The organism is Pseudarthrobacter sp. MDT3-1, assembly GCF_054510755.1.
This window is the reverse complement of sequence record NZ_JBTNDX010000007.1, coordinates 38,492-57,527: the sequence shown is the minus strand read 5'-3', so window position 1 is coordinate 57,527 and position 19,036 is coordinate 38,492. Positions and strand designations below refer to the sequence as shown.

General features: G+C 63.5%; 14 protein-coding genes. All 14 read right to left on the bottom strand.

The annotated features are described in order from the left end of the window. Positions 1-62: 62 nt before the first annotated feature. The 14 genes from ACX80X_RS07280 to ACX80X_RS07215 all read right to left on the bottom strand — a co-directional run bounded on the left by ACX80X_RS07280 (position 63) and on the right by ACX80X_RS07215 (position 19,029). Positions 63-2,342 (bottom strand): gluconokinase, GntK/IdnK-type, encoded by a 2,280-nt coding sequence (locus ACX80X_RS07280; protein ID WP_252602236.1) that lies wholly within the window; start codon positions 2,340-2,342, stop codon positions 63-65. Between the two features lie 56 nt (positions 2,343-2,398). Beyond that, a complete protein-coding gene (gene manD, locus ACX80X_RS07275; RefSeq protein WP_056348669.1) occupies positions 2,399-3,628 on the bottom strand; it encodes a D-mannonate dehydratase ManD in 1,230 nt (409 codons plus the stop codon). A 45-nt stretch (positions 3,629-3,673) separates the two neighbouring features. After that, complete coding sequence (uidB, locus tag ACX80X_RS07270) at positions 3,674-5,107, bottom strand: glucuronide transporter (protein ID WP_252602158.1); 1,434 nt, start codon at positions 5,105-5,107, stop codon at positions 3,674-3,676. Positions 5,108-5,407: 300 nt separating this feature from the next. Beyond that, entirely contained in the window at positions 5,408-6,835 is a 1,428-nt protein-coding gene (locus ACX80X_RS07265) for a mannitol dehydrogenase family protein (protein WP_374209907.1), read from the bottom strand. Then, positions 6,832-8,238, bottom strand: a complete 1,407-nt coding sequence (gene uxaC, locus ACX80X_RS07260) for a glucuronate isomerase (protein ID WP_252613993.1) — start codon at positions 8,236-8,238, stop codon at positions 6,832-6,834. Before uxaC ends, ACX80X_RS07265 begins: the two co-directional genes overlap by 4 nt. A gap of 81 nt (positions 8,239-8,319) precedes the next feature. Further along, positions 8,320-9,381 (bottom strand): LacI family DNA-binding transcriptional regulator, encoded by a 1,062-nt coding sequence (locus ACX80X_RS07255; protein WP_252602152.1) that lies wholly within the window; start codon positions 9,379-9,381, stop codon positions 8,320-8,322. Between the two features lie 106 nt (positions 9,382-9,487). Further along, complete coding sequence (locus tag ACX80X_RS07250; RefSeq protein ID WP_252602150.1) at positions 9,488-10,654, bottom strand: Gfo/Idh/MocA family protein; 1,167 nt, start codon at positions 10,652-10,654, stop codon at positions 9,488-9,490. Positions 10,655-10,714: 60 nt separating this feature from the next. Beyond that, complete coding sequence (locus ACX80X_RS07245; protein ID WP_252602147.1) at positions 10,715-11,575, bottom strand: sugar phosphate isomerase/epimerase family protein; 861 nt, start codon at positions 11,573-11,575, stop codon at positions 10,715-10,717. A gap of 47 nt (positions 11,576-11,622) precedes the next feature. Then, positions 11,623-12,528 (bottom strand): ATP-binding cassette domain-containing protein, encoded by a 906-nt coding sequence (locus ACX80X_RS07240; RefSeq protein WP_252602144.1) that lies wholly within the window; start codon positions 12,526-12,528, stop codon positions 11,623-11,625. Then, entirely contained in the window at positions 12,525-14,375 is a 1,851-nt protein-coding gene (locus tag ACX80X_RS07235) for a dipeptide/oligopeptide/nickel ABC transporter permease/ATP-binding protein (RefSeq protein ID WP_252613994.1), read from the bottom strand. Before ACX80X_RS07235 ends, ACX80X_RS07240 begins: the two co-directional genes overlap by 4 nt. Then, positions 14,372-15,313: an ABC transporter permease gene (locus tag ACX80X_RS07230; protein WP_252602138.1), complete on the bottom strand. Its 942-nt coding sequence runs from the start codon at positions 15,311-15,313 to the stop codon at positions 14,372-14,374. Before ACX80X_RS07230 ends, ACX80X_RS07235 begins: the two co-directional genes overlap by 4 nt. Positions 15,314-15,436: 123 nt before the next feature. After that, positions 15,437-16,963 carry an ABC transporter substrate-binding protein gene (locus ACX80X_RS07225; protein ID WP_252602135.1) on the bottom strand — a complete coding sequence of 509 codons (1,527 nt, stop codon included), beginning with the start codon at positions 16,961-16,963 and terminating at the stop codon, positions 15,437-15,439. A gap of 195 nt (positions 16,964-17,158) precedes the next feature. Further along, positions 17,159-18,172: a Gfo/Idh/MocA family protein gene (locus ACX80X_RS07220; RefSeq protein WP_252613995.1), complete on the bottom strand. Its 1,014-nt coding sequence runs from the start codon at positions 18,170-18,172 to the stop codon at positions 17,159-17,161. Next, positions 18,169-19,029, bottom strand: coding sequence for a sugar phosphate isomerase/epimerase family protein (locus ACX80X_RS07215; protein ID WP_252602129.1), 861 nt, complete (start codon positions 19,027-19,029; stop codon positions 18,169-18,171). Before ACX80X_RS07215 ends, ACX80X_RS07220 begins: the two co-directional genes overlap by 4 nt. Positions 19,030-19,036 lie beyond the last annotated feature (7 nt).

Here is a 19,036-nt window from a genome sequence, read left to right as displayed (position 1 = left end):
ACGCGTATCCGCGTAGCGCCAGTCCGTCTGCGAGTCGTCAGTCTAGAACCCCAGCGATAACCCTAGAGCCGGGTGTCGAAGGATTCGCAGAAGACATTCTCGTTGAATGTCCCCTGGAACTCAGACTTGCCCATGATCTTCTCGATGGTGGCGCGGATGGCCTCCACAGTTCCCGCATGGGCGTGGATGGCGGTCTTGACCATCGGCACGTCGATGAGGTGGTTGGGCTGGTTCAGCGACACAAACACCGTGGGAACCTCGGTAACGTACCAAGGGATTTCCGCGGCCATCGGGGTGGACCACTTGATCCGGATTGCCGCTTCCTGGGCAAAGCCCTTGACGTTCGCGAAGACAAACGCGGCGTCGTACTTGTCCGCGTAGTCGCCGGTGGCTTCCTCGGAGATGACCGACATGAAGTTCACGCCAGTCTCCCCCGCGGCTTCGCGCTGAGCGGCGGTTTTGAACAGGTGCACCTCGAAGCCGGCTTTTTCCAGTTCGTCCTTGACCGTGTCCAGGTAGGCCAGCGGGTCCGCCATGGTGAAGTCCGGGCCGCCGGAGATGCCGTACAGGCGGATCCGTTTGTGCGTCTCCGGCCGGATGGGCAGGTTGTTCGCGGTGTCCTTGACCAGGGTGACGGTCTTGTCCGCGATCTCTGCGGCGACGGCGCGGTGCTCCGCGCTGCCGATCTTCGCCAGGGCTTCCACCGGCGGAACCAGTTCGTTGCGTGCCTTCAGGTGCAGCCCCAGCGAGGCCTTGAGGGCCAGGATGCGGCGCAGGGCGTCATGCAGGCGCTGCTCGGTGATAACGCCGGACTTGTAGCCGTCCAGCATGTACTGGAAGTCTTCGTCGGCGTTGCGGAAGAACAGGAACATGTCGCAACCCGCGGCAATCGTCGCAGGAACCAGGTCTTTGCGCTTCATGGCCTGGGTGAGTCCGATCATCTGCGAGGCGTCCGTGAGGATGAGCCCGTTGAAGCCGAGCTCGCCGCGCAGCAGGTCCTGGAGCAGCTCCGGGGCCAGGGTGGCAGGACGGATGTCCTTGTCCGCCAGGCCCGGGCGGAAGTGCCGGGAAAGGTCCGGCGCGCCGATGTGCCCGATCATGATGGACTGCACGCCGTGCCCGATCATTTCGCGGTACACGTGGCCATACGTCTTGTTCCACTCGTCGTAACCGAGCGTGTTGTACGACGTGACCACGTGCTGGTCGCGCTCGTCCATGCCGTCGCCCGGGAAGTGCTTCATGGCGCAGGCCGTGGGAGATTCACTGATGCCGTCGAAGTATTCCTTGGCCCGTTCCACCACGATCTCCGGCGTGTTGCCGAAGGCCCGGGTGGAGATGACCGTGTTCCTCCAGTTGTAGTGGATGTCCACGATCGGGGCGAAGGCCCAGTTGCAGCCCAGGGCTGCGGTTTCAACGCCGGCAACCTGCCCCATCCGGCGTGCGATGGACTTGTCCGGGTGCGAGCCTGCCTGCAGGTGCGTGGACACAAACGTGCCGTCGTCGCAGCTTCCGGCGCCGCCCATTTCCGGGTTGGACGCCACCAGCAGCGGCACCTTGGACTTCGACTGCGCGTGCCGGATGTGTTCCTGCACGGCAGCGGAGGGGCCTGGCCGGTAACGCATGCCGCCCACATGGAAATTCTCCAGCACACCGTCGAGGTACTCCGGGGAGTAATCGTTGTTGTGGTTGATGAACAGCTGCCCGATCTTCTCCTCAAGCGTCATCGATTCCAGGGTGGTGTTCACCCAGGTGATCGCTGCGTCATCGAGGTTGAACGGCGCGGCCTGGAGGTCGACGTCGAACTGGCGCACTGGGGTGCCAGCGGCACCAGCGGCACTTTCGTCGGCGGAATTTCCGACGGCGGCAGTCACCGCAGCTGCGATGCCGGCCAACGCGTCGGCCACGACCTGGTCCACTGGAGCGGCGATGTCCACCACAATGCCTGCCTCATCGGCTTCCAACGCTTCGAGGGTGGCCAGCTGGGATTCCAGCAGCGCGGGCGGCATAAAGTGCCCGGAGCGGCCTTCAGTCCGTGCCCTCAGAACCTCTTTGCTGCCATGCAGGTGCAGGAACACCGTACCCGGCGCCTGCGCGCGGATGGCGTCGCGGTAACTGCGGCGAAGAGCCGAGCAGGCCAGAACCAGGCCGCCCTTGGCAGCTGCCAGTTCAAAGCCCACCGTGGCGAGCCACGGCCAGCGGTCCTCGTCGGTCAGCGGAGTGCCCGCTGCCATCTTGGCGACGTTCTCCACCGGGTGGAGGGAATCGCCGTCGAGGAACTGAACGCCCAGCTCGCGGGCCACCAGGTCACCAATGGTGGTCTTGCCGCAGCCGGAGACGCCCATAACAATGACGCGCGGGCCGGAAGCTCCTCCTGCTGTGGAAGGCGATGTAGTGGCGGTCACCAGTCGTGCACCGTTCCGTCTACCAGGCGGTTGTACGGCAGGTACGCCTGCTGGTACGGGTACGCCGCCGCGGCTTCCTCGTTGAATTCGACGCCGATACCGGGCTTGTCGCCCGGGTGCAGGTAGCCGTCCTTGAAGGTCATGGACTGCTCGAAGACCTCGTTGGTCTTGTCCGAGTGCTGCATGTATTCCTGGATGCCGTAGTTGTGGATGGCCAAGCCAACGTGCAACTGCGCGGCGAAGCCCACCGGGGAAATGTCCGTGGGGCCGTGGAAGCCGGACTTGATCTGGTACTGGGCGGCGAAGTCCATGACCTTCTTCAGCGGGGAGATGCCGCCGAAGTGGGTGGAGGCTGCGCGGACGTAGTCGATCAGCTGTTCCTTGATGAGGGTCTGGTAGTCCCACACGGTGTTGAAGATTTCACCGATGGCCAGCGGGGTGGTGGTGTGCTGGCGGACCAGGCGCAGGCCCTCCTGGTTTTCGGCCGGGGTGCAGTCCTCGAGCCAGAAGAGGTCGTACGGTTCCAGGGCCTTGCCGAGCTTGGCGGCCTGGATGGGGGTCATGCGGTGGTGGCCGTCGTGCAGCAGCGGGATTTCCGGGCCGAACTCATTGCGCACGGCTTCAAAGACGGTGGGCAGGTGGCGCAGGTAGGCGCGGGTGTCCCAGTCCTCTTCCTGGGGGAACGCGCCGCGGCCGGCGGGCTCGTAGTCGTAGCGTTCGCCCGAGGCCTGGGCCTGCGCGGCCACACCGTAGACGGCCTTGATGCCGGGGACAGCGGTCTGGATGCGGATGGACTTGTAACCCAGTTCCAGGTGCTCACGGACTGAATCGAACAGCGACTCGAGGTCAGCGCCGGAAGCGTGGCCGTAAGCGCGCAGGCCGTTGCGTGAAGCGCCGCCCAGGAGCTGGTAGACCGGCATGTTCGCCATCTTGCCCTTGATGTCCCACAGGGCCATGTCCACGGCGGCGATTGCGGCCATGGTGACCGGCCCGCGGCGCCAGTAGGAGCTGCGGTACAGGAACTGCCAGGTGTCCTCGATCTTGTGCGGATCCTTGCCGATCAGCAGCTGGGCCACGTGCTCTTTGAGGTAGGCGGCAACAGCCAGTTCGCGGCCGTTCAGCGTGGCGTCACCGATGCCGGTGACCCCGTCGTCCGTAGTGATGCGCAGGGTCACGAAGTTACGTGACGGGCTTGTCACAAAGACTTCAGCGGCAATGATTTTCACGGCAGATCCTTTCGGGGACTTCTGGTCAGTTTGTGGTGCTGGGAGTTAGTGGCCGGCAGTTTTGCCGGCGCCAACCGGGGTGCCAGCATCAGCGGTGGTGCTGGCGTCAGTAGTGGTGCTGGCGTCAGCGGCTTCGCCGGCGCCCACAGTTTTGGTCCGGCGTTCCTGGATCTCCTTGAGGATCTCCGCGTGCTTGGCGTCGGTCAGCGTGTACTTGGACATAACTAATACGGCAAGGATAGTCAGCACGGCAGGGATTGCGCCCGCGGCGATCTGAATGCCGAACAGGGCGTCCGCGGTCTGGGCCGCTCCGGACTTGTAGCCGCCCAGCGCCAGGGCGTACGCGGCCAGGGCGCCGCCCACAGCCTGTCCGGATTTCCGCGTGAAGGAGAACAGGGCGTACGTGATTCCTTCGGTGCGGACACCGGTCCGCCATTCGCCGTACTCCACAGTGTCGGCTTCCAGCGCCCACACCACGATGTTGACGGCAAGGACGCCCACCAGGCTGACCACGAGGCCGGTAAAGCCCATCCAGACCTGGCCGGCCGGGGCGAAGAAGATGATCGCACCGCCGAGGACAGTGACCAGCGAAGAGTAGATGTAGACGCTCTTCTTGCCGACGTTACGGACAAGTTTGGGCATAAAGGCGGCCAGGAAGAAGGTGAGCGCCAGCTGGATGATGGACAGTACGGGGTATAGGTCCAGGCGGCCCAGGACGTCGCGCAGGTAGTACAGCTGCACGGAGGTCAGGGCGAGGTAGCCGGAGAGGAAGAAGAAGGAGCTCAGGCACAGCATCAAGAGGGGCTTGTTGCCTTTGAGCGTGTCCACGCTCTGCTTGAACGTCACCTTGGGGACGGCGCGGTGCACGCGTTCCTTGGCGGTCAATGCGGTGAAGAAGTACAGCGCCGCCCCGATGACCACAAACACCAGGGTGATGGTGGTGAACGTCGACTGGAGATCGGCACCGGGCTTGATCAGCGGCGCAACGAAGATACCCAGCGAAGAGCCCACCAGCAGGGCGCCCACCATGCGGGCCGAACCCAGCTTGGCGCGCTCTCCCGGATCCTGCGTCATGGCGCCGGCCAGCGAGCCGTACGGAATGTTCACGAGGCTGTAGGCAAGGCCTAGGGCGGCGTAGGTGACGTAGGCGTACAGCAGTGTGCCGGATTCACCCAGCTGCGGAATGGAGAACGTTGCCACGCTCAGCAGGAGCAGCGGGATGGAGCCGAACATGATGAAGGGCCGGAACTTACCGAAGCGCTTGCTGTAGGTCCGGTCAACGATCCGGCCGGCGAAGACATCAGCGAAAGCGTCAAAGAGCCTGACCACGAGCAGCAGGGTTCCGGCAGCCGCGGCGGAGATGCCGGCAACGTCCGTGTAGTACACCAACAGGAACATGGTGGCGGTGGTGAATGCGAGGTTGTTGGCTGCATCGCCGGCGCCATAGCCGATGATGCTGAGCTTGTTTAGCTTTTTCATGAATTGGGCTCCTTTACCCTTGCCGCCGTGTTGGCCAGCGAAAATTATTGAAATGCTATGAAGCGGTGAATCTTTGGCGATGCTGGAGCCGGCAGAATCCGCCTCCGACGGGCGTATCGCAGTGTTTTTCTCTCTGCCTGGTATCCTAGTCACTTGGCAATAAAATGGCAAGCGGTTGCCATAAATTTCTGTTGAAACTTCATGTAACTGCAGGTCATCGAAACAGCACTGCCCGGTCCAGGCGCCTGGACCGGGCAGTGCTGTTCTTTATGAAGCAGAAGGGCTGCTGGAGCGTGATTCTTAGGCGTCCGCCGGGAATGTGCCGAGCAGGCCGGAAACGAGTTCCACGACGGCGTCGTCCGCTGCGACGGCAGGATCCACCAGCGCCAGGACCGCCCGCACGCGCTCTGCGCCTTCCAGCTGGTTGGCCGCGGCCACTTCAGTTGCCAGCGGATCCTGGAACGTCTCGGCCGCGGCGCTGAAATCAATCCAGGCCGCGATCATCAGCGCTGCAGCGGCACCGGACCTGCCCTGGGCCCGTTCGGCCAAGAGGACAGGCACGGCCCGCATGCGCAGCTTGGTGCTGCCGTCCATGGCGATCTGGGCCAGGTGGTGGGCAATGCGCGCATTGCTGAAGCGGGCCAGCAGGGCAGCGCGGTACGCCGGGATCTGCAGGTCCGCGCCACCGGCCGCGGCGCCGGACAGGTTCGCCTCGGCTTCGTCCCAGAAGCTTTCGACGGCGGTCAGGCACTGCGGGTCCGCGAGGGCCTGCGCCACCGTGGTGTGTCCGCGGAGCTGGCCGGCGTAGGCCAGCAGGGAATGAGCGCCGTTCAGAAGCCACAGCTTGCGGTTCTCGTAAGGCTCGATGTGGTCAACGAAGACCGCGCCGGCATCTTCCCAGCGTGGACGGCCGGCCGGGAAATCGCCGCTGAGCACCCAGTTGGTGAAAGGCTCTGCCACTACAGGCGAGTTGTCGCGGTAGCCGCAGGCGGCCTCGACGGCGGCGATGTCCGCTTCCGTGGTGCGCGGCGTGATGCGGTCCACGGACGTGCTGACAAAACTGACGTTTTCCTCGACCCAGGCAGCGAGCTCCGCGTCCCAGGCCCGTGCCAGGCCCGCCACGGCGTTGCGGGCTACCGTGCCGTTGTTGGCGAGGTTGTCGCAGCAGACAACGGCGAGCGGCCCGGCTCCCGCAGCCCGGCGCGCGGCGAGGGCGAAGACCAGCCGGCCCAGCGGCGTCGACGGGTTTCCGCTGCCGGAAGCCAGCAGCGCAAGGTCGCCGGCGACGTCGGGCGCCGTAGTGTCCAGCTGTCCGTCGGCACCGAGGCGGTACGCCGCTTCGGTGACCGTCAGGGTGACCATGGCGGTGGCCGGTGCCGAAACGAGCTCTGCGAGCCGCTGCACGTTCGCGCCGTCGACCGCTTCAACGATGCTGCCGAGGACGGCGAACGAGTCTCCGCTGTCAGCGCGCTCCACGAGCGTAAAGAGGCCGTCCTGCTCGGCAAGGGCCAGGGCAGCATCCGGGCGGCGGCCGGTGAAAGCCGCAATACCCCAGTCGGCGGCGTCGCTGGCCTGGCTGGTGTACCAGGCCTGGTGCGAGCGGTGGAAGGCACCGAGTCCCAGGTGGACGATCCGCACCGGCGGTTTGGCGGAAGCCTGCAAGGTCCGGTCCAGCTGCGGCAGGGATTCGACCGTCTTGGCTGTTGCGTCGGTCTGTTCGATGCTCACAGTTTGAAAACCCTTCGAGGGGAAGAATCGACCGTGTCCACGATGATTTCGTGGGCGCGGTCTTCACTGACACGATGCTCGGCCACCAGACGGGCCAGGAAGGAGGCTTCGATCCGGCGGGACGCATCGTGGCGGGCGGGGATGGAGCAGAACGCCCTGGTGTCGTCGATGAACCCGGAAGAACGGGAGAAACCGGCCGTTTCGGTAACGGCGGAGCGGAACCGGAGCATGGCATCCGGAGCGTCCAGGAACCACCAGGGTGCGCCCAGGTAGACGGACGGGTAAAAGCCGGCGAGCGGTGCGAGCTCGCGGGAGAACACGGTCTCGTCCAGGGTGAACAGCACCAGGTGGAAGTCCTTGGCCGTGCCGAAGTCCTGCAGCAGCGGTCGGATGGCCTCGGTGTAGTTGGTGGCGAACGGGATGTCGTGGCCGGTGTCCGCGCCGAAGGCATCAAACGTTGCGGTGTGGTGGTTCCGGAACGAACCCGGGTGGATGGTCATAACCAGGCCGTCCTCCACCGACATCCGGCCCATCTGGTACATCATGTGGGCTTCGAAGGTGTTGCGGTCCTCGGCCGTGGCCTTGCCGGCGCGGGCGAGCTCGAAGATCCTCTCGGCTTCGGCGCGGTCCAGCTTGAGCGTTGCCGGAGTGGCCACACCGTGGTCTGCGGAGACTGCGCCGTGCTCCACGAAGTAGCGGCGGCGGTTTTCCAGGGCCGTGATGTAGCCCGCGTAGCCGTTGGCGCCGTCACCGGCGGTTTCGATCAGGCGGTCAACGTTGGCACTCCAGGTGGGGTGCGCAATGTTCAGGTAGGCATCCGGGCGGAAGGTCGGCAGGACGCGGCCATTGAACGAGGCGTCCTCGGCGATGGCTTTGTGGCTGGCCAGGTTGTCCAGGGGATCGTCCGTGGTGGCCAGGACCTCGATGTTGAAGTCCTTGAACAGCTGGCGGGGACGGAAGCCCGGCTCCACGAGTTTGGCGGCGATGGCGTCATAGCTGGCGTCAGCGGACATCTCGCCCAGGTCTGCGTCCAGATTGAAGACACTGTTGAACTGATTGCGCAGCCAGTATCCGGAGGCCGTGCCCTCGAAGAGGGGCCAGGCATCCACGAACGTGCGCCAGATTTCGCGTGACCCGGGCGTGGTGGAACCGCCGGCGCGCAGCTTGTCCAGGGGGGCGCCGTTGGCGTGGATCAGGCGGGTGACGTAGTGGTCCGGGCTGACGAGCAGCGCTGCCGGGTCCGGGAACGGCGTGTTGTGCTCGATGACGGCGGCGTCAACGTGGCCATGCGGGGAGATAATGGGGAGGTCCTGTACGCGCGCAAGGAGGTCCCGCGCAATGCTGCGCGTTCCTGGGTCGGCGGGCAGGAGCCTGTCTGGGTTGGCAGCAATCGACTGTGACATAGATCAATAATCTGCCTGGCGCCTCGTTTTGTCAACCGGTTGCCATGAATTGCCAAATGCTGGAATCGGCCTGTCCAGGACTCACTTCGCGGGCAGGATCCTACCGCTGGACCCGCGCAGCACCAGCTCAGTCTCCACGCTCAAAGTGCCGGCCTGCTCCCCGCTCCCGTGGAGGAAGTCCAACAGGCGCGTCGCGGCAGCCTCGCCGCATTCCCCCAGCGGCGAACGCACCGTGGTGAGCGGCGGCGTCGTGAAATCCGCGCCGAAGATGTCGTCAAAGCCGATGATGCTGATGTCGTCGGGCACCACCATGCCGGCGGCCTGGAGCTCCTGCATGAGCCCGATGGCCAGCAAGTCGTTGTACGTCATGACCGCGGTGGCACCGCTGGCGCGGACATCGCGCGCAGTCTGCCGGCCGCCGTCGACCGTTGGTTTGCTGGACTCAAGCCGCACGGCTTCGAGCCGGGACCATTCGCAAGCTGCCTGCACACCCTCCCAACGGCGTTCGGACATCCAGGACTGCGGCGGCCCCGCTACAAAGGCGATCCGCTGGTGTCCGTTGGCGGCCATGCTCCGGATTGCCTCGCTGATCCCCTTGTTGACGTCCGGCACCACGCACGGCACGCCCTCTACTTCGCGGTTGATGACCACCACGGGCTTGTCCTGGGCCAGGGCGCGGATGTTGTCATCGTCCATGCGCGGGCTCGCGAGAATGAGGCCGTCGACGGTGGCCATGAGCCGCCGGGCGGCAGTCAGTTCAGTAGCCGGGGACTCCGCCGACTCGGCGAGCACCAGGGTGTAATCCCTGCTGGTTGCGGTGGTCTCGGCGCCGCGGATGATGTCAAAGAATGTGGGGTTGGTGATGTCCGCGACGATGAGGCCGAACGTGTTGGTCTTGCCCGTGGGAAGTGCGCGCGCAAACGGATTGACCTGGTAGTTCAGCTGGGCGGCCGCATCCTCGATGAGCTTCTGTGTTTTGGAGCTGACCCTGCCCGGCTTGCTGAGTGCCCGGGAAACGGTGGACGCGTTGACGCCGGCCAACTTGGCGATGTCGTAGATGGTCGCATTGGACTTGCCGTCGCGGCCATGCTTTTTGACCGAACCCGTTGATGGGGCGGTGTCCGGCGTTTGGGGTTCAGTCACCGCCCCATCCTAACGATGAAACCACTTAAGCAGGTCGCAGCTGTGGCCGTTTTGATGGTCCAAAACGGCCACAGCTGCTACTCAGCACCGGTACTCCCTCAGGAGGTTACGCGCGCTGGGGGAACTTGCCCTCTTCGGCGATGCGCTTGTTGAGCTCGGCGAGGAACTCGTTCTCGTCGAAGTCCAGTCCAACTTCCTTACCGGTCCATGCGGAGAGGTGGATGGCGTTGGCCAGGCGGACACCGTTTATACCGTCCGAGCCCGGAGCGAGCAGCGGCGTGCCGTCCAGGATGTTGGCGGCGAAGTTCTCCAGGACACCTGAGTGCTGTGCACCCCAGGCGGACTCGAACTCGATGACCTCGGTGGTGTAGTACTCCTCCGGGTTCAACTCGCCCATAAAGAGCTTGCGGACATCGTCCATGCCCATGCCGTCGCTGAGTTCGCGCTCGGGCTTGTGCAAGCGCGTCACGGTGGCGGTCTTGCTGCCCTCGACCACGATCTTGCCCTGGTCGCCCAGGATCTCGAAGCGGTCGGTCCCGGTCAGGTCGTGCGTGGCGGTGACAAAAACGCCGGTAACGCCGTCTCCGTAGTCAACCACCGCAGTCACTTCATCTTCGACGGCGATGTCGCGGCGGAAGCCGAAGGAAACCTTGGAGTAGACGGACTTCGGGACGCCGCAGATCCACTGCCACAGGTCCAGCTGGTGCGGTGCCTGGTTGACCAGGACGCCGCCGCCTTCGCCGCCCCACGTCGCGCGCCATTCGCTGGAGTTGTAGTAGCCCTGCGGACGCCACCAGTTGGTGATGATCCAGTTGCTGCGGCGGATCTTGCCGATCTCGCCGTTTTCCACAATCTCTTTGAGCTTCTTGTACAGCGGGTTGTTGCGCTGGTTGAACATGATGCCGAAGGAGAGTTCCGGCTTGCTGGCAGCGAACTCGTTCAGTTCCTTGACCTGCTTGGTGTAGACGCCGGCCGGCTTCTCCACCAGCGCATGGATGTTGCGCTTGAGGGTCTCGATGCCCATTTCCGGGTGCAGGAAGTGCGGCACGCAGGTCACGACGGCGTCAACGTCGCCGCTTTCCAGCATCGCGATGTAGTCGTCATAGAAGGGAGCGTCCGGGTACGTGGCCGAGGCAAGTTCCCTCTTGGCCGGATCGGTGTCGCAGATAGCGCCGATCACCATGTTGGGGACCATGCCGTCTGTGATGAACTTGGCGTAAGCGCCGCCCTGCTGGCCCAGGCCGATGATGCCGAGGCGTACTTTCTTGCTCACAGTTATTTGTCCTTTTTGTTGGTTGAGCTTGTCGAAACCAGATTGTGGAAGTGGGTCCGCTTAGAAGAGCTCGGACTGCCCCAAGGCAACCAGGTTGTCGTAGGAGGTCTGCAGCGCTTCCCAGACCGTGCGGCCATAGAGTTCGTCCTGCTCCACCAGCAGGTACTGCGCGCCGGCAGCCTCCGCGGCCGGGATGATGGAAGCGAAGTCCAGGTTGCCCTCGCCCACTTCGGCGAACTGGACAACGTTCTTGAACTCCGTCATGAATCCAACGAAGTCCCCTGAATTCAGCAGCCCCATGGCCGACTCCGGCATTTGGCCGATCCGGTAGTCCTTCAGGTGCACCATAGCGGTGCGGCCGGCGTACTTTTCGAGCGTGCGGACTGGGTCCAGGCCGCCGCGCTGTACCCAGTGCACGTCGATTTCCATGCCCATGGCCGGGGAGTTCTCCGCAATGATGTCCAGCATGAATTTGCCGTCGAACTTCGCGAACTCGATGTGGTGGTTGTGGTAGTACAGGCCCAGGCCCTGCTCCTGCAGCCGTTCGGCGTATTCGTTGGCCTGCTTGGCGAAGTCAATTACCGCGCCGATGGACGTCATTGCCTCGAACGGCAGCATACCGATCCGCAACAGCTTCGAGTCCAGGCTCTTTGCGTCATCCACGATCTTGTCAAAGTGCTCCGCCAGGGAATCGCCGGGCCGGCCCTTGGGTGTCTCCATGGCCACGGACAGGGCCGCGATGTCCATGCCCAGCTCGCTGCGGGAGCGGTCCAGTTCAGCGACGTTTTCCGGCGTCATCGGGATCTGGGAGATCTCGACGGCGTTGTAGCCGATGTCGCTGACCTTACGGAGGGTTTCGAACGCCCCGATTTCGGTGAAGCTGTCCTTCAGCATCATTGCCTGTACGCCAATTTTGGCCACGTTATTCCTCCATAGTTGTTGCTGTTGAGTTAGTTCGGGCATGAGCCCTAGGCAAGGGCAGCGGCTTGCTCGTTCTGCTGGCGCTGTTCTTCGAGCAGCCGGTGACGTTCGGCACGGCGCTTCTCCTGGCGGTCCGGATCCGGCACGGGTGAAGCGAGCAGCAACCGCTGCGTGTAGGGGTGGTCGGGGTTGCGCGTGACGATCTCTGCCGGCCCCTGCTCCACGATTTCTCCACGGTACATCACGGCTACACGGTGGCTGATGTGGCGGACCACGTCAAGGTCGTGGGAGACAAACAGGTAGGACACGCCGGTGTCCTTCTGGATCTGCAGGAACAGATCCAGGACACGGGCCTGCGTGGAGAGGTCCAGGGCACTGACCGGCTCATCACAGACGATGAGTTTCGGCGACAGTGCCAGGGCGCGGGCGATGGCCACGCGCTGGCGCTGGCCGCCGCTGAACTCCCGCGGGAGACGGTGGATGGCGTCCGACGGCAGGCCTACCTGGTCCAGGAGCTCTCTGACGCGCTTCTTGGCTGCTGCCTGCTCCATGCCCTGCACGCCCAAGGGCTCGGCAAGGATGTCGCCGATCTCCAGGGCAGGGTTGAGCGACGTGTACGGATCCTGGAAGACCACTTGCATGTCTCGGCTCAGGACACGGCGCTGCTTGCGGGTGGCCTGGCTGATGTCCTTGCCCTCGAAGGTGACCTTGCCACCGCTTACGGGCGCGAGCCCCAGCACTGCCCGGCCCAGGGTGGTCTTGCCGGAGCCCGACTCCCCCACCAGGCCCAGGGTCTCCCCATGGCCGATGCTGATGTTGATGTCCGTCAGGGCACGGAATTTCTTTGCCCGGAACCCCTTGCCGGCGTACTCCACCACCAGGTTCTCGACCCGAAGGAGTCCTTCACGTGCCGGCGCTGATAACGCGGCGCCCAAGGCTGCAGTTTCTGTCACAGTACGTTCTCCTTAGCACTCGATGGCACCAGCATGGACATCGGTTCTTTGCCTTCGAGCATCGAAGCCAGCAGGGTCTGGGTGTAGCGTTCCTCCGGTTCGCGCAGTATGTCCCGCACGGGGCCTTCCTCCACGAGCCGTCCGTTCTGCATGACCACAACGCGGTCGCAGAGGTCAGCCACAACACCAAAGTTGTGGGTCACCAGGATGACGCCGACGCCGAGCCGGCGCTGGAGGTCGCGGATGAGGTCCAGCACATCGGCCTGCACAGTGACGTCCAGTGCCGTGGTGGGCTCATCGGCAATGATGAGGTCCGGTTCGCAGCTGATGGCGCCGGCGATGAGCACACGCTGGGCCATGCCACCGGAGACCTCGTGCGGGTAAGCCTTGAAGGTCCGGTCCGGGTTGACAATGCCGACGTCGGAGAGCAGCTTCATGGCGCGCTTCGTGGCTTCAGACTTGGAGATTCCCAAGACCCGCACCATGGGGGTAACCAGCTGGTAGCCGATGGTGAAGGCCGGGTCCAGGTTGCTCATGGGTTCCTGCGGGATGTAGGAAATCCGCTTGCCGCGCAGCTTGGAGAGCCGTTCCTGGCTGACGTTGTCTTCGCCGGGAGCCACCGTGTAGTTGCCATCGAACTGGATGGCACCGCCCACGATGCGTGCAGTATCCGGCAGCAGGCCCAGGATGGAAAAGGCCGTCTGGGACTTGCCCGAACCGGACTCGCCCACGATGCCAAGGATTTCGCCGCGGTCAACGTGGAAGGAGACGTCATCAACAACCTTCTTGACCGATCCGTCCGCCTGCGGGTACCCGACGCCCAGGTTGGTCACTTTGACCAGGTGGTGTTCGGTTCCGGCCTCGACGGCGGCGAGAGTCTTGCTTGCTGCCTTGGCGGCGCTGGCCGACGCAGCGTCTTCCGCCTCATGTGCTTTCTTCCTGCGGTGCTTGATCTTCTCTTGGTCTTCCAAAGCATCGCGGATAGCGTTCCCAAGAAGGACCAAGGCACCAATGGTCAGTGCCATGGCAAACGCGGGCCAGAAGAGCAGGCTGGGCGTGAGATAAACGTTCTTGAATCCCTCGCTGAGCATCACGCCCCAGGATGCCTTTGACGGATCACCCAGGCCCAGGAACTCAAGGCCTGACTGGATGGCGATGGCAACTCCGGCAATCGCCGCCGTCTGGATGATGATAGGGGCCCGCACCACAGAGAAGATATGGCGGGTGATGATACTCAGGTCAGAGAGCCCGGAGACCCGGGCCGCGTCGACATAGAGCTCGTTGCGGACCGATTGCACAGCAGATCGTGTCAGGCGGAAATAGGAGGGACTCAGCAGTATGCCCAGGAAGAGCATGGCAATCCAGACCGACGGCCCGAAGGCTGCACGCACAGTCAGCAGCACAATCAGGCCGGGGAGGCTCATGAGGATGCTGACAACCCAGTTGGACATAGCTTCGAACTTGCCCGCGTAGTAGCCCGCAATCAGGCCCGCGGGCAGGCCAATCACGATCGCAACGGCGGCACACAGCAACGCGGAGAGCAGCGTCAGCTGCGCACCAAAGAGAAGCCGGCTCCAGACGTCGCGCCCGGAGCTGTCCGTGCCGAGGATGTTGACGGAGTCCGGGGCGGCGAGGGTCTTTGAAATGTTTGCAAAGTTCTCCTCGAACGGCGCCAGGACATCGGCGAACGCGGCTAGGAGACCCATGGTCAGCAGGATGATCATCGATAAAATGCCGAGGGGGTTTTTGAAGAGACGCTTGAGCACCGTGGACCGGACCACGGTACCGGTCTGGCCGGTCGTACCGGGAAGCGGCGTCAGGGCTGAGGTTTCGACGGACTCGCTCACGAGGCACGCACCTTCGGGTTGAGCCAACCGTTGAGCAGGTCAACGATGAGATTGACAAAGATGACAACGGCGACGGTGTACATAACAACGCCCATGACCACGGGCTGGTCGCTCTGGCCGGTGGCGGCCACGGCAAGGGGGCCCATGCCGGGAAGGGCGAAAATCTGCTCGATGATGACCACGCCGCCGAGCATGCCGATCAGCTGCAGGCTGAGGACTGTAAGCCCCGCCGGGGCAGCGCTGCGCAGGACATGCTTAAAAAGGATCTCCCGCTCCTGGATCCCGCGGCTGCGGAGAGTCCGCACGTAGTCGCGTTCCAACTGCTTGATCACGGCGCTGCGGATCTGCTGGGCACCGCCGGTCACGCCGTTGATCAGGAGGGCTATGACGGGCAGGGTCAGCGAGAGCACCCAGGCGTCTGCTCCGGCACCCGGGGAAATGGTGCTGGTGGCGGGGAAGAGGCCCATCTGGATGGCCAGGATGGTGACGAGGATAATGCCGATGACGAAACCGGGAATGGAGTCGCCGATGATGGCGCCGACCTGGACCGTCCGGTCCACCCAGCCACGCTTCACTGCTGCGGCAACGCCGATGAGGGTAGCGATGATGGAAATAAGGAGCATGGCTGCCACCACCATGGTCATGGTGACCGGAATGCGGGTGGCGAGGGCGTCGGCCACCGGTTCAGAGGTGAACCAGGATGCTCCCAGGTCTCCCTGCAGCGCGTTGACAACCCAGTCCAGATAGCGGGTAAGAATGGGCTGATCCAGCCCGAGCTCTGTTTCTTTCAGCGCTACCTGCTCGGGCGTGGCCTGGTCTCCGACGATGTTCCGGGCAATGCTGCCGCTCGATACGTAAAGAAGGGAAAAAACGAGGATCGAGACGGCGAACAGGACTACTATTCCGCTGCCTAGGCGTTTAAGGATGAATGTGATCATTGCTGGCTCCATTGAACTGGCATGGTTTGACTGCCTGGTCCGGCAGCCCGGTCCGGCAGCCCGCCACCGTGGTGGTCGGGCTGCCGGACCTGCGCCGGTTTATGTTGCTTCCTGACCCGGGTCTTACTTGGCCGGCGAGTAGTTGTAGATGGACGGGACGGCCTGCTGGATCTGGGGCGTTACAGTGACCTTGTCGTTGTGGTAGTACATCTGGTTTACCCGGAACAGCGGGGCGAACCAGGCCTGCTCCACGACGTACCTGTTAACTTCCTTGGCGAGCTCGTCCGCTTTTTCGCCGCCGCTCTGCACCGCGTCGATCTTGGCCTGCAGCTCAGGAGTGGTGTTCTTGAACGGGTTGTACAGCGCCTTCGTGGAGACAATCTGGTTGATGGCCACCCACGGCTCCCCCTGGAAGAGCGAGAAGTACATGGTGGTGAATTTCTGGGCTGCGACGTCGCTCGTGAACGTGTTTGTAATCGCTGCGCCGACGTTCAGGGTGATCCCCACGTCCGACAGCTGCTGCTTCAGCACCGCGAGCTGGGTTTCGAAGCCCGGAACGGACGGAACCTCAAGGGTCACGCCGGTTTCGTAGCCGGCTTCCTTCAGCAGGGCCTTCGCCTTCGCCGGGTCATAAGGGTACTTGTTTTCAAGTTCCTCCACCCACGCGCCGCTCTCCTTGCCGAAGGGCTGGGACGTCGGACTGCCCTGTCCCAGCAGTACCTGATCGAGGATCGTCTTGCGGTCGAACGCGTGGTTAATGGCCTGACGGACCTTCACATCCTTGAGGGGGGCATTCTTGGCGCCGTCCCGATCCAGGAGCAACAGTCCCTGCCAGTCCACCTGGTTGGTGACCAGCTTCATCTTCGCGCCCTCGGCTTGCTTACCGGTCTTGGGATCTAGCAACGTAGCGTCCACCTGTCCCGACACCAAGGCGTTGGTCCGGGCGGTCGGGTCAGTCAGGATCTTGAGGGTGAGTTTCTCGAACTTCTGATTGTCCTTGTTCCAGTAATCCTTGCGGGCCGTGAACACCGACTGTGAGTCCTTAACCGTGGCCGCCTTGTCCATGACGTACGGGCCGCTGCCCACGGGCTCGGTCTTGATGCTTTCGGTGCCCAGGGCCTTGGGGCTGCCCATCAGGCCAGCGGCCTGGCTTAGGTAGAACTCCAGAGAAGGGTCAGGAGTGGCGAGGTTGAGCTCGATGGTATCGGCATCCACCACCTTCACGTCCGAGACGGCGGTGAGCTGGGCCATCTGCGGGCCATTGGCCTTTTTGAAGTGGTCCAGGTTTGCCTTGGCAGCCTCGGCGTCGAACTTGGCGCCATCGCTGAAGGTCACGTCTGTGCGGAGGTCAACGGTCAGCTGAGTGTCCGCGTCGTTGTACTTCCACGCGGTGGCCAGCATAGGGCTGAGCTTGCCATCCGGTTCCCGCAGGAGCAGGGAGTCGTAGGCTGCCTGGTAGGGCTGCAGGACGTGGCCCACATGCGCTTGCGCGGGGTCCCAGGAAGTCATGTCTCTAACGGCGCCCAGTGTGAGGGTGGTCGTTTTAGGGGCGCCGGGGTTATTGGCGCCTGGGGCGCCGCCGCAGGCTGTCAGCGCGAGGGCCGCGCTGGTGATAAGAGCGGCTGCTGCCGCTTTGGGACCTAACTTCATTGTTGGCTCCTGGATCTGTGGAACGTGAGAGTTGCGAATTCCGGCCGGTGTGGCGTTGGACACACCGACGTTCGAGATTCAGAGTACGCATAATTGCCAGTCTTGGCAACCGATTGTCAATTTTGTTGCAACTTATATTTTCGAAGCCCGCGAATGAAACGTTCTAAGCGACTTCAACCGGTTGCCGTGAAGCGGTCAGGAAACTTTCTCCGCCGCGTCCGGGTAGCTCTGGCGGTAAATTTCCTTGACGATCCTCAGGGATTTTTCCGCTGCTCCAGGGTCGATCCAGAACGGGCCCTCGTCACCGAGCCGGGCATAGAAGTCACTGATGAGCAGTTCGTGCGAGACGCCCCAGTAGGCACGTCCGCCGGTCTCCACCACACGCTCGGGAACCACTTCAACCCGGCCGTTCGCATAAGTGACCGTCAAGTCCCCACGAAGACTGAGAGTCGCTTTTTCCGTGACAATGTCCAGCGTAACCGGGGCGTTGACGGCGTTGGCCAGCGTGGCATAGAAGGCGCTCCGCGCACCGTTGGCGTGCTCGGCAACAAATTCCGCAGTGTCCTCCACCTCGATGGTTTCGCCCAGGAACCTGGTGGCCGCATTGCCGGACAACGAAACGACGTCGCCCAGCAGCCACTGCACCAGGTCAACGGTGTGAATGGCCTGGTTCATCATGAGCCCGCCGCCGCCACCCTCCCAGGTGCCGCGCCAGGGCCGGCTGCGGTAATAGTCGGCATTGCGGTGCCACAGCACCGTTGCTGACGCCCCTACTACCGCGCCTAGCTCGCCGGAGGAAAGCAGTGCGTGCATGGCCTGCGAGGTGGCGTTGTAGCGGTTCTGGAAGCAGACGGCAATCTTGGCAGTGCCCGCCTTGGCGGCCTCCACCAGCCGGCGGCCTTCTTCAAGCGTATGCGCGAGCGGCTTTTCGACAATGACGTTCACGCCGCGTTCAAGGCAGTCCACGGCGATGGTGGCGTGCATGTTGTGCGGCGTCGTAATGTGCACAACATCCGGTCCGACGGCCTCGATCAGGCTGAGATGATCGGGGAAACCCGGGATGCCGTAGGCGGCCACGGCGGCCGCAAGGCGGCCGGGATCCGAGTCGCAGACCCCAGCCAGCCGCGCGCCATCGAGCTTTGCGATGGCCTCAAAGTGCACTGCCGACACATCACCGCAGCCAATAACTGCGGCCTTGAGGCCGGTCACGAAAGTTCGATTCCGTTCTTGGCAGCAAGGACCGCGAAGGCGCGCGCGGCCATGCCGAAGGCAACCGGACCGGAGAAGCCGCCCAGCTTGTGGTGGCTGGCGAGGTGGGGTTCGAGTGAGGCAAAGCCTGCGTAACCGTCCGCCTTCAGGGCAGCAATGGTGGCGTCCAGTTCGCCGTCGCCGTGGCCGGAAGGCACAACCTCACCCGTAGCCATGATGGCGTCCTTGACCTGGAGGTATTCGAGGTAGGGGCGGAGCATGGCGTAGCCATCGGTGTAGGGGCGGACGCCTACCTGGACGAAGTTGGCGTTGTCCCAGGCGATCCTCAGTGCGGGAGAGTCCACGGACTCCATGATGTCCAGGACGCGCTGCGGCGTATCGCCGTAGATGTCCTTTTCGTTCTCGTGCAGGAGTACGACGCCGGCGCTTTCGGCTTCAGCGGCCAGTGCCCGCATGCGCGTGAGGACGTCGTCGCGGATTTCCTCCGGCGTCTGGGCTTCACTCCGGAAGAAGGAGAAGATCCGGATGTATTTGGTATCCAGGCCCTTGGCTACGGAGATGATCTGGCGAAGGCGCTCCACCTCGTGCTCCACGGGCAGGCTGATGTCCACCTTGCCGATGGGGCTGGCCACGGCTGAGACCTTCAAGCCCTTGGCGTCCAAGAGTTCCTTGAGGTCAGCTACCTGCTCAGACGTCATTTCTGAGACGTTGACGCCCCAGGCGCTGCGAACTTCGATGTAGTTCGCGCCGAGCGCCAGCAGGACAGCAGCCTGGATGGCGGGGTCCGTATCCACCTCGTCGCCGAATCCTGAGAGCGTCCAGGCAGTGCTTGTTGCTGCGGTTGTTGCTTCGGTCACGGGAATC